The 14,574-nt window shown below is 52.5% G+C and carries 11 protein-coding genes; 6 read left to right on the plus strand and 5 right to left on the minus strand.

Going from position 1 to position 14,574, the window contains the following annotated elements:
* Positions 1 to 8: 8 nt before the first annotated feature.
* On the minus strand, positions 9 to 2,993 hold the full coding sequence (locus IMCC3135_RS03785; RefSeq protein WP_088916378.1) for a caspase family protein: 2,985 nt from the start codon (positions 2,991 to 2,993) through the stop codon (positions 9 to 11).
* Positions 2,994 to 3,414: 421 nt separating this feature from the next.
* Between IMCC3135_RS03785 and IMCC3135_RS03790 the strand changes: the two genes are divergently transcribed.
* The 3 genes from IMCC3135_RS03790 (at position 3,415) to IMCC3135_RS03800 (ending at position 6,268) form a co-directional block, all read left to right on the plus strand.
* Complete coding sequence (locus IMCC3135_RS03790; RefSeq protein WP_088916379.1) at positions 3,415 to 4,839, plus strand: aminotransferase-like domain-containing protein; 1,425 nt, start codon at positions 3,415 to 3,417, stop codon at positions 4,837 to 4,839.
* Positions 4,840 to 5,099: 260 nt separating this feature from the next.
* A complete protein-coding gene (locus IMCC3135_RS03795; RefSeq protein WP_088916380.1) occupies positions 5,100 to 5,549 on the plus strand; it encodes a DM13 domain-containing protein in 450 nt (149 codons plus the stop codon).
* 134 nt (positions 5,550 to 5,683) lie between these two features.
* Entirely contained in the window at positions 5,684 to 6,268 is a 585-nt protein-coding gene (locus IMCC3135_RS03800) for a hypothetical protein (protein WP_205737890.1), read from the plus strand.
* Positions 6,269 to 6,412: 144 nt separating this feature from the next.
* On the opposite strand, the gene IMCC3135_RS03805 is transcribed toward IMCC3135_RS03800, so the two are convergent.
* The 3 genes from IMCC3135_RS03805 to IMCC3135_RS03815 form a co-directional block, all read right to left on the minus strand.
* Positions 6,413 to 6,859 carry a sugar nucleotide-binding protein gene (locus IMCC3135_RS03805; protein WP_088916381.1) on the minus strand — a complete coding sequence of 149 codons (447 nt, stop codon included), beginning with the start codon at positions 6,857 to 6,859 and terminating at the stop codon, positions 6,413 to 6,415.
* A gap of 176 nt (positions 6,860 to 7,035) precedes the next feature.
* The gene (locus tag IMCC3135_RS03810; RefSeq protein WP_088916382.1) at positions 7,036 to 8,343 is read right to left on the minus strand and encodes a dipeptidase; all 1,308 of its coding nucleotides are present in this window, start codon (positions 8,341 to 8,343) and stop codon (positions 7,036 to 7,038) included.
* A gap of 244 nt (positions 8,344 to 8,587) precedes the next feature.
* The gene (locus IMCC3135_RS03815; RefSeq protein WP_088921665.1) at positions 8,588 to 9,589 is read right to left on the minus strand and encodes an NAD(P)H-binding protein; all 1,002 of its coding nucleotides are present in this window, start codon (positions 9,587 to 9,589) and stop codon (positions 8,588 to 8,590) included.
* A 114-nt stretch (positions 9,590 to 9,703) separates the two neighbouring features.
* On the opposite strand from IMCC3135_RS03815, the gene IMCC3135_RS03820 reads away from it, so the two are divergent.
* The 3 genes from IMCC3135_RS03820 to IMCC3135_RS03830 all read left to right on the plus strand — a co-directional run bounded on the left by IMCC3135_RS03820 (position 9,704) and on the right by IMCC3135_RS03830 (position 12,735).
* The gene (locus tag IMCC3135_RS03820) at positions 9,704 to 10,585 is read left to right on the plus strand and encodes a LysR family transcriptional regulator (protein WP_088916383.1); all 882 of its coding nucleotides are present in this window, start codon (positions 9,704 to 9,706) and stop codon (positions 10,583 to 10,585) included.
* 177 nt (positions 10,586 to 10,762) lie between these two features.
* Complete coding sequence (locus IMCC3135_RS03825; protein ID WP_088916384.1) at positions 10,763 to 11,488, plus strand: c-type cytochrome; 726 nt, start codon at positions 10,763 to 10,765, stop codon at positions 11,486 to 11,488.
* Positions 11,489 to 11,496: 8 nt separating this feature from the next.
* Entirely contained in the window at positions 11,497 to 12,735 is a 1,239-nt protein-coding gene (locus IMCC3135_RS03830) for a cytochrome c (RefSeq protein ID WP_205737891.1), read from the plus strand.
* A 51-nt stretch (positions 12,736 to 12,786) separates the two neighbouring features.
* Here the strand turns inward: IMCC3135_RS03830 and IMCC3135_RS03835 are convergent, their stop codons facing one another.
* Entirely contained in the window at positions 12,787 to 14,223 is a 1,437-nt protein-coding gene (locus IMCC3135_RS03835; RefSeq protein ID WP_088916386.1) for a phosphomannomutase, read from the minus strand.
* Positions 14,224 to 14,574: the final 351 nt, after the last annotated feature.

A 14,574-nucleotide genomic window follows, 5' to 3' on the forward strand; every position in this document is an offset into this window, starting at 1 on the left:
CAGAATTCCTATGCTGACTCAGGGAGAGTTTGCTTGCTGCCGCCAGAGGCTTTGCTCTGCTGCCTCTTGTGCGCCGGTTGCAGAAAGACTGTCTGGTGCGCGGAAACATCACAATGAATCTCTGGCGTCTGACGTGGGTTGCTGCCAAACGATTGTAAAATTCGATTCAGAAAATCAGCGTTGTTCAGCCCGGAGGTGCCAGCGGCAATGATGGCGGTGGCGTGGCGTGTGAAGTCTCCCTGGCGATCACTTTCATAGGCGAGTTCCGAGGAACGGCAGGCGCTGAACAACACATCCTTTTGTATGACCGGGGCACGCGAAACTGCTTTCCTGATTTTTTTTATCTGTTTGATATAGGCCTTCTCCATTGCCTCGTTCGGTGACATGAAGCGAGCACGTACGTCAGTGTTGGACGTATCGCCAGCCATTCTGAGTGCGGCCCGTGTAGCGGAGCCCGAATGACAGCAATCGAAGAAGCAAGTCAGCGTGACTCCCTCGGGCAGGGTTTCGATGATCAAGCGCAGTTCATCATCAATGACCAGCCCATCGTCTCCAACGCCACAGTCGACGCCGCACAGGCATTCATCCAGTGCTGGTGTATCACCAGCGGCTTCATCCTCATCCAGGTCCTCGAACTGCGTGCCGTGTCCTGCGAATTGCAATGCCAGCTGGTCGCCTGGGCGGCTCGATTCCACCAGCTTGCGGACACTGTGGCGAATGTTATCGGCGGTCGCCTGACTATTTGTCAAAAGCTTTACTTCAAATCCCAGCGTGGTCAGCGTTTTCTTCCACAATTTTGCATCGGCAACGCAGCCTGCCAATGGACTGCGTATGTATTCATCAATACCGATGCACAGTGCCAGACGTCTTCCGTCAGAAGTGCTGACAGGGATATTCTGGTGTTTTTTCAGATTGTCGAACGTGTTCTCTGACGTCTCGATTTTTTGATTCTTGTTTTTCGATTTCTTGTTTTTCTTCTTGTTTTTCTTATTTTTATTTTTGTTGTTCTTTTTCCCGTTCGGCATGTCTGAAAGAGTTTCGTTTGACAATGTCGTGATGACGTTGTCACTTGCCTCCAGTTGGGCTGTCATCTTCGGCAAGTTGGCTACCCCGTTGTCAGGCTGTGCCCGGAGTGCGGAAAGATATTCAAGATTATCCGGCCAATCGAACTGTGCATTCCAGAAATCCTCAATGCCACGTGTACCTTGACCAGGGAAGGGTTCAATGGCCTCACCTGCGCGAAGGTCCAGTACACGTCGCAGTACGCTTTCCATGGTGGTCACATCGTCGTCGAAACCACTGTGTGTCAGCGATGTCGAGCCGTTGCCGGACTGGGAGTCAGGAGTGGGTGACCAGATCACTTCAGCCAGCTGGGAGCTGTGTCCATGCAGACCGAAAATTTGCCGCATCGCTACGTCACTTCGCAAGGATTCTTCCAGGCCTAGAATATCGGTCTGGCTACTATCCTCGAATGCTCTGGAGACCAGATAAAGTAATGATTTTTGATAAATCGATGCCACCGTGTCCTGCTTTTCCCGCCGTTTGTTCATGGTGAACAGGCTGAGTGGCCCGATACCGTTGCCCAGCAGAGGGGCCACGTTCTGGTGAAAGAGATCGTTACGAACGGCCGGTGCCAGGAAATTTGCAGTTTTAACGAGTACGGATTTCTCGACCAGCAATGGCATGAAGTGCGATAGAAAAATAGTACCTGCGCTGTGTCCCACAACGTGAACATCCACATGTTTGCCAGAACGTTTGATCAGCTCGGCAGTCTTCGCTGCAACATAGGCTGCACCATGGCCAGCGGTGCTGGCCAGCTCGGCGCTTGATTTCATGCCACCCCAGATCAGGCGTCCGCCAGCGGTGCGTGCAATCTGTTCGATGATCGGATCAGTGACGTTGTCAGTTACCCATTCCAACGGTCCACGAGTACTTGGTAATGGTCCTCGTGTGCGGCTGGCTGCTTCATCAACCAGTTGGCGAACTGTTTCAGCAAAGCCGGTTTCCCAGATGAAGAAAATGGGGTAGACACCGTTTGCCCGCCAGAAAGGCAATTGCTTGTTAGCCGTGAGCAACGCGTTTTTCTCCGAGACCAGCCCGCCGTGTGCATAGAACAGTAATTGCGCCTTGCGCCCCTCGGCTTTGGCTCGCTTGATCTCCTCGGGCAAGAGCTCGTCAAACAAACGATCGACATCGCTTGCCGTGGTTTCCAGCCTGCCTGTGGTGGATAGCAGGCCGCGCTCAAGATTCACGGTGTGGGCCGATAGAGCTTCCAGAACGCCAACATTGAGCTCGCCTTCTACTGAGCCCGTTCCACCGCGAGTATTCACGGGAGAGGCGTCGGCACTGCCATCGTGCTCGGTGGTGGACATGTCGTCAGTTTGCTCGGCATCGGGATTCATGCCACGCATTAGTTCGTAGGCCCTTGTTGCACGAGTAGGAAAGGGAACGCTGCCTCCTCGAGAGTTCTGTGTAGTGAGCTTGAATGCCGTGATCTGTTCAATCCAGTCGGACTTGTCTACGCTCGATCCCGGACAGGATTTACTCGACATCTCGTTGTGGAATCGCAAATGATGGGCATCCAGTTCGAAACGAGCCTGTATTGCCTTGATGACTGACAAGGTAGCCTGCACTTGGTCGCAGGCAATGTTTTCCTCATCGATATCGAAGTCGCCGATCATTTCGATCATGAATGGTCCGGCAGAACTGTTGCCGTTGAAGCCTCTGGCACTGGCAGGTGCCCAGTTGAAATTCCGGCACAACCAGATGGCCCCATTGGGCGCAATGGTCACATGTTGGCCAATATCGCTCCATTTATTGGTTTGCGTGTGGTATCGCCACATACCTTCGATGGTCGCCAGTCCCTTGTAGTCGGATTGACGAGGACGCCACGTATGGTGCAGGTGAACTTCAGTGATGCGACGTGAAAAAGGATAGGTAGAAACAATATCCTGAAACTCGTACAAATTTGCGGAATTGAATTCTCGTGCCATGATGACAGGCTCCTTGGTAACAATGGAACTGCATCTACGTTCAATGAATGGCGATATCCACAGGCAGATGCGATAGCCGATATGCTGATGATCAATAATTATTTAAACACCTTGTACTGGCAAGTGTTGGAGTTTTCAATGCAACTAACTGATAGTTCAGTGTATTGTGTGCACTTATGACATTTCATTGACGAATTCGTGTTCTACAGTGCTCAGGTAACCTCACAGATATTTCAGGAACGGTACGTTCTGGCATGAAATATTTGCAGCTGAACGAGAGTCGATCATTCTATATTGCAAGAGTGCCTCTTTGATTCGAATCTGTTTGATCGCCTTGAAAGTTGTATTTTTCAGGTCGTGTGGCTTGCAGAGAATTTCTGCTGCGGCACTCAGTACACGTACAGTTCAAAGGCGATAGGCAATGGTTCAATACAAGGCTTTGGCCAATGAGCTGGCACAGTTGATCGAGGCTGGCGAGTTGCGACCGGGTGAGCGGCTACCCTCGCTGCGTGATTGCAGTCGTCGTCGTGCATTAAGCGTCTCGACAGTGCTCAAGGCATATCACTTGCTCGAAGCACGAGGTTTTGTGCAGGCTACCCAGCGCTCGGGATTTCACGTAAACATCAGGGCAGACCAATACCCACAGCTGCCCTCGTCGTCGCAACCCGATATTGATACGGTGCAGGTGGGCAAGAGTGACTTGATTGGACAAGTGCTGCATGGCTTGAAGAACCAGAACGTCGTGCCGATGGGATCCGCATTTCCAGATCCGGCTTTGTTCCCGCTGGCGCGTTTGTCCCAATCCTTGTCACGCAGTATGCGAAAGCTGGACCCGTCACGTACGGTCATGGACATTGCCCCCGGTAATCCGGGTTTGCTGAGGCAGATCGCGCTGCGCTATCACCTGCAAGGATTTGAACTGGACACAGACGAGCTGTTAGTGACCAATGGGGCCATGGAGGCGCTGAATCTGTGCCTGCAGGCAGTTACGCGGCCGGGGGATGCCGTAGTGATCGAGTCCCCCAGTTTTTATGTCTGTCTGCAAGCTCTGGAGCGTCTGGGTCTGAGAGCGATTGAAGTGGCAACCGATCCGAGGCAAGGCATGGATCTGGAGGCTCTGGAAGTGGCGATCACCCGGCATCGGCCTGCTGCGGTATGGCTGATGAGTAATTTTCAGAACCCTTTGGGTAGTCTGATGCCTGAATCGTGCAAAAGGTCGTTGGCCGAACTACTTGTACGGCATCAGTTGCCGCTGATAGAAGATGATGTGTATGGCGAGCTATATTTTGGCAAGCGTCGTCCACCGCCAGTGAAGGCGTTCGACAAGGCGGGTCTGGTACTGCACTGTGGATCGTTTTCCAAATGTCTGGCTCCAGGCTACCGTATAGGCTGGGCGGCGGCTGGACGCTTCAGTCGACAGGTTCAACAACTGCAGTTAGGCACAAGCCTGTCAGCGGCGCTGCCATCACAGCTGGCTCTGGCCGACTATCTGGAAACCGGTGCCTTCGATACTCACCTGCGAGGACTGCGAGCTGTTTTGCAACGTAGGCGAGATGCCATGCTGGATTGCGTGCAGAGATTCTTTCCTGCCGATTGCCGGGTGACACAACCTCAGGGAGGCTATTTTTTGTGGTTGGAGCTTCCCGCTCACTATGATAGTTACCAGCTTTACAAGGCGGCGTTAAAGCAGGGGGTCAGTATTGCCCCAGGCAATCTGTTTGCTGCTCGTGATGATGCAATGCCGGGTTTTCGGCTGAACTACGGGCATCCATCGATCGAGGAGGCGGAGCGAGCGATGCAGCTGCTGGCGACTTTGTTGCCGGTGAGTAAAAGCGCAGCAAGCTGATTATTTCATATTGCTGCTGCAAATGGCCCAATGACCCGAAGAGGGCTAATGATGTCCATTCCTGCACCCTCAGCGACTAATCCTTGAGTGCTATTCGATATCCGGGCAAGACTATCGGTATATGAATGATAGACCTTTAGTAAAGATGGCAGTCGTGCCCTGCCGTATTCTGATCTCACTGAATTAACAAACGCGCTAACACGTTCAGGCCAATATCGCAGGCTGGCGGCGCAGCAACTCATGATCACCGGGAGATCGAAATGCAATTCACAAAATCCAGAAAAATGAACCGAACACGCAGTTTGCTAGCTGGCATCGTGTTAGCCGTTGTTGCCGTACAGACTATCAATTCTCCCGTTCTCGCTGGGGATGAACATGGGTTTGTCAGTAAGAAATATGACATTAAAGGTGGCTGGCAGATAGTAGAAGAGAACGGTAAGACGCTGATTCGCTTTGATAAGAGTTTCAAGACCAAAGGCGGCCCGGATCTGAAAGTGTTCCTCTCACCATTATCCATTGCTGATGTCTCCGGAAAAACGGCCACCGACAACTCTATACAGTTAGGCAAACTGCAGTCGATCACTGGCAGCCAGGACTACATCCTTCCAGATGGGCTGTCTCTGGAAGATTACAATAGTATTCTGGTGCATTGCGAGCAGTACAGCGTGCTCTGGGGGGGTAGTGATCTACACGCAGCTAAAAGTAACTAATTGCTTTATTAGTTCTGAGAGAGGCTTTCGTTCGGCGGCTAATGCCTTGGCTGCCGGACGTGGCCAGAAGGTTGATGACAACTGTTTTTTTACATCATCAATACAACTCCTATCATCAACTGAAATAAATCATCATGATCGTGACAACAGCTATCGAACCTTCGCCTGCCACATTGTCAGTTACAGATTCATTACCAACGCCTCGTCGATTAGCAGGATTTTCATCAGGTCTGATGGCCGCTACGGTCTCGTGGGCTTTGGCGGGCTGGTCAGGTTTTGTTCTCCTCTCATCCTTACCTTATAAGTTTTCCGGCCATCCAGCCACGCAGCATATATTTTCAACGATCGGTGAGTGGCTAGGTACAACCGTTAACGCGGACCTGGGTGCAACGTTTTCTGCTGTTGGTGCCAAAGGTGTTGGAACTATAGAGCTGATAACCGCAATTGTGCTTTTGCTACCGGCGTTGTTTTGGCTATACAGTAAAGCCGTCAGGCGCTCGGTGGGACTTTCACGGTCACTGTTTCATGCAGTAGGTGGAATAATGGCTACTTCATTGATGGCAGGTGCAGCGTTTTTTCATCTGTTCACACCACTAGGTGTGCAAGTGGTCGTTGAGGGCGTGTCCGACGGCGGCTCATTGTTCCGCTCTGCGCTGTCTGTACTCATAGCGGGATTGTTACTCGTTGCCCTTAATCACCAGGTACTGCTAAAGCGCTGATGGTTTCATCAGGCACGCTCTAGAATGCGTGTACCTCGTTAGAACACTTTTACGAGTTGTTGCGGGCAAGTACTTCCGCCACGCCCGGAACTGAGAGGCCTAGCGAACGAGCGCGGTCGAGCGATGAAGGATGCAGTGCTACGATCAACAAGTTCCAACCCGTAGATCAGTGAGGTCCGCACACACACACACAACATTGCCGTGGCAGGCCAGTGCTGCCGCCTCGGCGGCTGCCTTTGATTGGCCGTAGGCATTAATAGGATCAGGTCGCGCATCATCAGAGTAGGGTAGTGACGCTCCCGCGTGGACTATATCGCTCGAGACCACGATCAATCGTGACCCGACTGCCTTGGCAGCCTCGGCTACTCGCGCCGCCATCGTCTCGTTGGTGTTCAGTTTGTCGTCGTCTACTCCAGGGTTGATAGCGGCTGCATGAATAACGGCGTCAGGGCGGTATTTCTCGAAGAGCTCATGCAAATCGCCCGTCAGGTCGGCCTGCAACCATTCGACACTATCTCTTGTGGCACCAGTCGATGGCCGAGGTATCCGCTGGCACCGGTAATCAATAAGCGATTGTGGGGGGATTTCGATGCCATCTGTTCATTCAAGGTTGAGCTTTAAGTGAGCACATGATACATCGGCTTGCTGAGCCCGGACGTAAGGGGAGGGAGCTGGGTGATAGAAAAGATGTGCATAACCTGTATTATTCTTACTTGAAATATCCATATCTCAAAGTCAGCCTATACACAGCTTTTCCGGTGGGGTGATTAAACTTCTGCTTGAATCTGCGCTGCGACGGCTTGTGCTTCGTCGAGCACACGTAAGAGGTTGCCGCCCCATATCATGCCAATTTCATCTTCCGTGTAGCCTCGGCGTACCAGCTCGAGCGTTACGTTGAATGTTTCGGCTGCATTGTTCCAACCTTCTACACCACCGCCACCTTCAAAATCTGAGCTGATACCCACATGCTCGACACCGATCAGCTCGACCATGTAGTCAACGTGGTCAATCAGATCGGCAACATCCACCGGTGGGGTAATTGGATTGACTTCGGCAGCTATTCTTGGTGCGGCAGTTTCTTGAAGAGCGGCATAGCCATCTCGATAAGCTGATATTTCTTCGGGGGTGCCTGCAAAGACTTCTGACCAGGGTTTGATTTCAAAGCCTTCCTGTTCAGCAACTTCAGCCAGAACCACCTGCGAGGCTTCTTGCCAGGCCGTATTCTTGTCGGCATCCAGATAGGAGCGGAAAGCAACGGTCTGCACTACACCACCTTTGGCTGCCATCGCCAGCAATTGCTCGTCATCAATGTTACGACTGATATCCACGAGGGCGCGAGCAGCGGAGTGTGATGCGATGACTGGTGCACGTGATTGCTCTATGGCTTGCAGATTGGTCTGTTTGCCAGGATGTGAGATATCCACGATGATGCCCAGACGGTTCATTTCATCAATGGCTTGTACACCCAAGGCGCTCAAACCATCATTAACGAAGTCCTCTTCGGCTTCACCGGTATGAGAGTCGCCAAATTGATTATGACCGTTATGAGTCAAAGACATGTAGCGAGCGCCACGGTTGTAGAAGTCTTCTATGTTGTTCAGATCCAGCCCTAGCTGATAGGAGTTCTCCACACCGATCATAGCCACTTTCTTGCCGCTTTCGGAAATGCGGCGAACATCATCCGATGTCAGTGCCAGCTCGATTCGTTCGGGAGCATATTCCTCAACCAGTCGGTGAATGCCTTCGAACTTTGCGATGGCTTCGGCGTTGGCAGCAGCATAACCTTCCTCGTCGAGTTCGCCTTGTCCCACGTAAGCAACAAACCACGCTACATCGAGGCCGCCTTCTTCCATATTCCCTAGTGTGACCTGCGTGCTCAGATCCATGGAGTAATTGGATTCGGCTGTGAAGTTGCTTGCGCTGATATCGTCATGCGTGTCGATGGTGATCACGCGTTCATGAATACCCTGAGCCCTTAATACAAGTTCGGCCTCGCTCTCTGTTGGTGAATCTACCTCATCGTCAGAATCAGAGCAGCCGGCCAGCGCAAGAGAGACAGCCAGCGAGACTGTCATCAGGCTTCTGCGAGAGAGTAGAAAAGTGGGAGTTCGATTGATTCCTGATAATCTACGCATAAAGCAAAGTCCTGATGATTATGAATGTGCAATCCAAATTATCAGAACTATTTCGCATAAACGAATAGTTGCTGTAATGTAATTTTTTAGGAATTGCATGCAGTGTCTAAAGTCTCACAGGCCTGGGTGTTGGTCGTGAGTGCTCGTAGTTCAGCGCAAGTTTTAATGATTGCGACCTCGGAGGTCAAATCGATGTGCCCGGTAGAGCCTGCATGCCCTGCAGTGTCTGCCTTACGGCATCATCCAGCTCGGTTCGAGGTTCTTCCCCCAGCAGCTCCAACAATCGAGTGTTATCCAGACGTACCGGATGGCGCCATAATGGCAATACTTCCAGCGCCTCACGTGGAAAGCCGCCAAGAGGTGCCAAAAGACGCATGAGCCACCAGGGAAACTGACGAAGGGGAAGCTGATACCCGATAACACGCTCGACGGCATGAGCCATTGCTCGTCCGTTCTTGTCCCAGTGACCGGCAAATTGCAGACATTCGAACGAGCGGAGCGATGAGCGACGCTCGATCAGCTGAGCAAAGCACTCCGCCAGGTCGGGCAGATAGGCGTAAGCATGACCCGCACCATTGCCCACCGAAACGAACTTGCTCACCGGCCGAGTGGACGCCACCATGGCCTGGCTGAACCAGCTGGAGCGTGCGTTGGCTCCGAAGAAATCCCCGGCCCGCAGGATCAGACTGGGTACCTCAGGTGCCGCTGCCGCCAAGCGTTTTTCCATCTCTATGCGAATACGTCCCTTGCAGGTACGCACCGTTTGAGGCGTATGTTCCGAAATCACCGGGCTGCTTGCTGCATCGAAGTTGTACAGCGTGCCGGGCAATACGATACGTGCTCCTCCCTGAGCTCGCGCAGCAGCAATCGTATTGTCCAGCATGGGTAGAACCTGTGTTTTCCAGTGCCGATAGCCCGGTGGATTGACCGCATGGACAATGACATCGACTCCTTGGGCAACACGCTGCACATCGCCTTCGAGCATGGCGTCTCCCTGTTGCCAGTCAATACCGGTAGTGATGAGCTGGTCCCGCCTGGCTGCCTCTACATCACGCGCCAGGCCGATCACCTGCCAGTCCTTGCGAAGAAGCTTGTCGGCAATTTCGCTGCCGATACCTCCGGTTGCGCCCAGTACCAGTGCCCTGCCAGGGTGAGGTTCTATTCGTGCAAATGATTCACTATTCATCAATGCCTCCAATTGTCTGCTGTTCCGAATTAAAGACAACATAGCGCCGCTGATTCGCATTGAAAATTGACAATCTTCTTCTAATAGCTCATACATTTTTTATGAGCAAAAAATTTGGACTGGAATGATCAACGTGCCTTTCTGGCGGTCATCGAAACTGGCAGCCTCTCGGCGGCGGCACGTCGACTAGACGTGGCCCAGGCAACGGTGCGCAGCCGTATCGAGTCTTTGGAGGCGGTACTGGATACCGTGTTGTTCACCCGCTCGGTGAATGGACTGGTACCAACAGATCGTGCTCTGACCTTGATAGAGCCGGCACGCGCCATGGCCAATGCGTCGGCTGTCTTTGTTCGCACAGCCTCTGCCGATTCCAGCCAGATGGCCGGTGTTGTGCGCATCAGTGTCTCGGAATTTGTGGGGGTGGAGGTACTGCCTGCCATGCTCAAACCACTACGTCGGCTACATCCAAAGCTTGTTCTGGAAATCGATCTTTCCAATGCATCGGCGGCCATACTTGACCGGGAAGCCGACATTGCAGTTCGTATGCATCAACCACAACAAGGCTCCTTGATCGCCCGCAAGGTGGCCTCGGTAAAGCTGGGTCTGTATGCCCATCACGCATACCTGCAAATCCATGGCGAACCGACAGACGTTACAGAACTGGCAGGCCATGACTGGATTGGTCCGGACCGGGCCAGCAGGGATCTGGCCCTTGCCGCGAAAATGCTTCCCGACGTCAGCCGTCAGCGCTGCGTGATAAGCACCGACAGCCATCCGATGCAACTGGCAGCGGCACGTGCCGGATTGGGTATCGCAGCCATTCAATGTGTAAGCGGTGATGCTGATTCTGAGTTGCGGCGTGTACTGCCGGACCTGTCGATAGCCACACTGGACACCTGGATCGTGACCCATGCAAACCTTCGAAACGTACCGAAGGTTCGAGTGGTTATAGATCATTTAGCGGGTTGCTTCAGGCGCTATGGTGAGATGGCATGATGGGTGTGAGGTGTTTCAAGGTCCGTTCAAGGCACTTTGCCGATCTGCCAAATTTACGATCTGTGTCGATGCCAAGGCCTGATGCATAACAGTACTGTGCTTTTTTCTAATCTGTTATGCATTTGTGAATGACGTTTGTCCCTGTTCGGGAAGGCGACTCTGACGGATAATCGCCCCATGAACAGGATTCAACTCAAGAACACCGTGCTTTTGCTCCTGCTGCTTGGCGTGCAGTCTGCCGTGAACAGCGTATTGGCTGCCGAGCCTGATGTGGATGGAATGCGGGACAGGTTGCAGGCTTGCGCCGGTTGTCATGCTCAGACCGAGCAGACTGCGACTCAGGCTGAGTCTCGGGCCCAGATTTACTATCCGCCAATCGATGGTAAACCGGTGGAGTATCTCTATCAGCAGTTACTGAATTTTCGCGATGGGCGCAGAGATAATCCTTTGATGCAGCAGATGCTGGCGTATCTCAGCCCCGAATACCTGCACGAGATGGCTGCCTACTATGCACAAAGGCCATCCACTCATGTGCCAGTAAGCGCAGCAGATAGTGTGGAGCTGACGACAGGCTCAGAGCGAGCACGCAGGCTGGTGGAGAGCTCAGATGGTGATCGACCCGCTTGTACCGCCTGCCATGGCGACGATCTGAACGGAGACGGAGTGGCTATTCCAGGCTTGCGCGGACTGGGCGCTGTCTATATCACCGCTCAGCTGGGTGCCTGGCAGGCTGGCACTCGCAGCGCTCGCGAGCCCGATTGTATGGCTGATGTCGCCAAGGCACTCGATGGGGCTGATATCGCAGCGATTGCGCAATGGATAGCCAACGCACCGCCCGGGCCTGATCTGGCTGGATCTACCGCGCCACAAGAATTACCAGTGCCATGTGGAGCGGTGCAATGAGGCCCCTGTTGAAAATAACCGTAGGTATTCTGTTGTTGTCGAGTCTGCTCAGTGGTTGCTCAGAGGATACACAGCCGCAAGCAAGCCTCAGTCCTCTGGCTAGCCATTTCGACAATGTGGTGGAACGTGGTCAATATCTGGCACAGGCAGGTGATTGCACTGCCTGTCATACACAGATGGGTGAGCCGGAGTTCAGCGGTGGCAAGGCAATACCGACACCTTTTGGCAAGATATACACCAGCAATCTGACCTCGGACAAGCTCACCGGGCTGGGTGAATGGAATGCTGATGAATTCTGGCAGGCGATGCATCACGGAAAGTCGCGTGATGGTCGTAGCCTGTACCCGGCATTTCCGTATCCCAGCTACAGTCTGGTTACCCGTGATGATAGTGATGCTTTGTTTGCCTATCTGCAAACTGTTCCGGCAGTCGAGCAGTTGCCGCCTGAGAATGAATTACGATTTCCCTATAACACTCAACTGGCCCTGAATACCTGGCGAGCGCTCTTTTTCCGTCCGGAGGCTTTTTCACCGAACGAGCAACAGACGGAATCCTGGAATCGCGGCGCCTACCTGGTGCAAGGTCTGGGTCATTGTGCCGCCTGTCATACACCGCGCGGTGCACTGGGTAATTCAAAGACCGATATCGATCTGTCGGGTGCACACATTGAGGAGCTGGGCTGGGATGCGGTTTCTCTGACTCGCGGCGTGCTCAGTGAGAAAGACAAACAGGGGTTGGTAGAGCTGCTACAAACCGGAGTCAATGAACGTGATGTCTTGTCCGGTCCCATGGCTGAGGTGGTGCTGCATAGTTTGCAATACCTGAAGTCTGATGATCTGGGTGCCATGGCAGACTATCTGTCGAGCCTGCCTGAAAAGGCGACAGAAAAAGTCAGGCAATTGCGTGTCAGTGAGTCGTATACGCAGGAGTTGCGTGAGGCGGGGCAATCCATCTATGTTGAGCAATGCGCTGATTGTCATGGCAAGGATGGCCAGGGTGAGCCTTATCGGTATCCTGCGTTGGCAGGCAATCGCGGCGTCACCGCAGCATCACCGAACAATGCCATTCGACTGTTGGAAGCCGGAGGTTTTGGCGCCAGTACTCAAGGGCGGCCAAGGCCTTACGGCATGCCTTCATTCGCACATCAGCTCAGCGATGATGAGTCGGCTGCGGTGCTCAGCTACATTCGCGGCGCCTGGGGTAACTCTGCCTCCGCCGTATCACCTGAGGCGTTGCGCCAGCACTGAGAGGCAGGGATTTAAGGAGGGGGGCGATTCAGGCAGCCCCCCCGTCTCATATCAATCGAATGAGAGCGTCCGTACATTGTCTAAAGCCTGAAGTACGCAATCACAGGCCTCCTTGTAATTGTCAGCCTCTGCATAGCAGCGCAGCTCCGGGGCATTGCCGGATGGTCTGAGGTGAACAATGCGGCCATCTTCCAATGTCACTCTCAAGCCGTCAGTTGCATCTGTCTTGCTTATCACAAAGTTCTGAAAACCCAGCTTTTTCAATAAAGTGTCAGGGTCAGATTTTCCTTGTGCAATTATTTCCTGACTTCTTTCAGTGGCGAAGTCTTTGATACGATCGCTGTGCGTAAAACGCTGCGGAAGATCATTGACCAATGCTGAAATTGGTTCTTCGCCGGCTGCGAATAACGTCATGATTGCAGGCAGCATGGCATCACGCGTAGGCAGCGCTTTCAATGGTTGGCCGTTTAGCTGTAAATCGCTTCCCAGCAAGAAGCCACCGTTTGCTTCGAAACCAGCCACCGAATTGTATTTGCTGGTCAGATTGGAAAACTCTGCAATGACGTAAGGTGAGCCAATCCTTGTGCGTTCAACACAAGAAAATTTACCACTTGATTCAACGGCTGTATTACAGCTGACAGGAATTGCCAGGGCTTCGATGCCAAGTGCGCCGGCTGTTAACAAGCCAAGTATGTCACCGCGCAACCAGTCGCCATTTTCGTCAGACAGGAGTGGACGATCACCATCGCCATCCGTTGAGAACAGAGCATCAAGTTCATGCTCATTGCACCATGCTACCGCCTTGGCCTTGTCCTCTTCTGAAACCGCCTCGGTATCGATGGGTACAAATTGATCGCTACGCCCCAGGGAGATAACTTCAGCACCCAGATTCTCAAAAATACGGCAGTAGATATCCCGGCCAGCACTGGAGTGTTCGTAGATACCAATACGTTTTCCAGTCAACCAGGGGGTGGAGAAAATGGAGGTATAACGTGTGATGTAAGCACCTATGGCGCGATCGCTGGCTTCCAACTCTGGCAGATCGCCTAATTCAGAGAACTCAACCTGCTCAGTAAGGATGACTTTTTCATCCGCTTTGCTGATTTCACCATCGGGACGGTAAAATTTGAGTCCATTACGATCAAAAGGAATATGACTGCCCGTTACCATGATGGCGGGGATGCCATCTTCTTGTGCAACATAGGCTAAAGCAGGGGTCGGGACCACGCCGTAGTAATCGACATCAATATCCAGTTGTTTCAATGCAGCTGCACAAGCGCTGGCCATCTTGTAACTGCTAGGGCGGTTATCAATTGCCATTGCCACCTTTGGGACGTCGAAATTACGTTTCATGCCGACGATAAAGGCATGCGTAAATGCCGCACACACGTCAGGTGTCAACTGAGTTACCAGGGCACGAGCACCGCTAGTACCAAACGCAACGCCACTTTCCTCGATAACGGAAGAGCTGATCAGTTTTTTAGTCATAATATTCTAAACATCATTATGGAGGCAGTAAAGATATTGGCTGGCGAGGTTTTGTGGCGGAATAATTATAATAAGTAATAAGGTAATGCCAAGTCCGGTGAGTAATTCATGCATTTGGACTTGTACCGCCAATTGAGAATAAACAGCGGAGAAATGATGATTTTTGCTAGTGAAAAGTGCAGCCGTTGCTCAGCTCAGAATGATGAGGTACAGACGGCACTATTTCATCGCTAATCTGTAGACAACGATACCAGACTGTTGAATGCTGCGTCGATAAGTAGGGTCGGCGCAGGGCTCTTGACTGGATGACCGATGAGGGGCTATGCAAGCTGTAGTCTGAGCATTTATTCC

The organism is Granulosicoccus antarcticus IMCC3135, from assembly GCF_002215215.1.
GTDB classification, from domain to species: domain Bacteria; phylum Pseudomonadota; class Gammaproteobacteria; order Granulosicoccales; family Granulosicoccaceae; genus Granulosicoccus; species Granulosicoccus antarcticus.

Excerpts from the sequence above, each read along its gene's own strand:
- IMCC3135_RS03785 (WP_088916378.1), bottom strand. The coding sequence starts at position 2,993 with ATGGCACGAGAATTCAATTCCGCAAATTTGTACGAGTTTCAGGATATT.
- IMCC3135_RS03790 (WP_088916379.1), top strand. The coding sequence starts at position 3,415 with ATGGTTCAATACAAGGCTTTGGCCAATGAGCTGGCACAGTTGATCGAG.
- IMCC3135_RS03795 (WP_088916380.1), top strand. The coding sequence starts at position 5,100 with ATGCAATTCACAAAATCCAGAAAAATGAACCGAACACGCAGTTTGCTA.
- IMCC3135_RS03800 (WP_205737890.1), top strand. The coding sequence starts at position 5,684 with ATGATCGTGACAACAGCTATCGAACCTTCGCCTGCCACATTGTCAGTT.
- IMCC3135_RS03810 (WP_088916382.1), bottom strand. The coding sequence starts at position 8,343 with ATGACAGTCTCGCTGGCTGTCTCTCTTGCGCTGGCCGGCTGCTCTGAT.
- IMCC3135_RS03815 (WP_088921665.1), bottom strand. The coding sequence starts at position 9,589 with ATGAATAGTGAATCATTTGCACGAATAGAACCTCACCCTGGCAGGGCA.
- IMCC3135_RS03825 (WP_088916384.1), top strand. The coding sequence starts at position 10,763 with ATGAACAGGATTCAACTCAAGAACACCGTGCTTTTGCTCCTGCTGCTT.
- IMCC3135_RS03835 (WP_088916386.1), bottom strand. The coding sequence starts at position 14,223 with ATGACTAAAAAACTGATCAGCTCTTCCGTTATCGAGGAAAGTGGCGTT.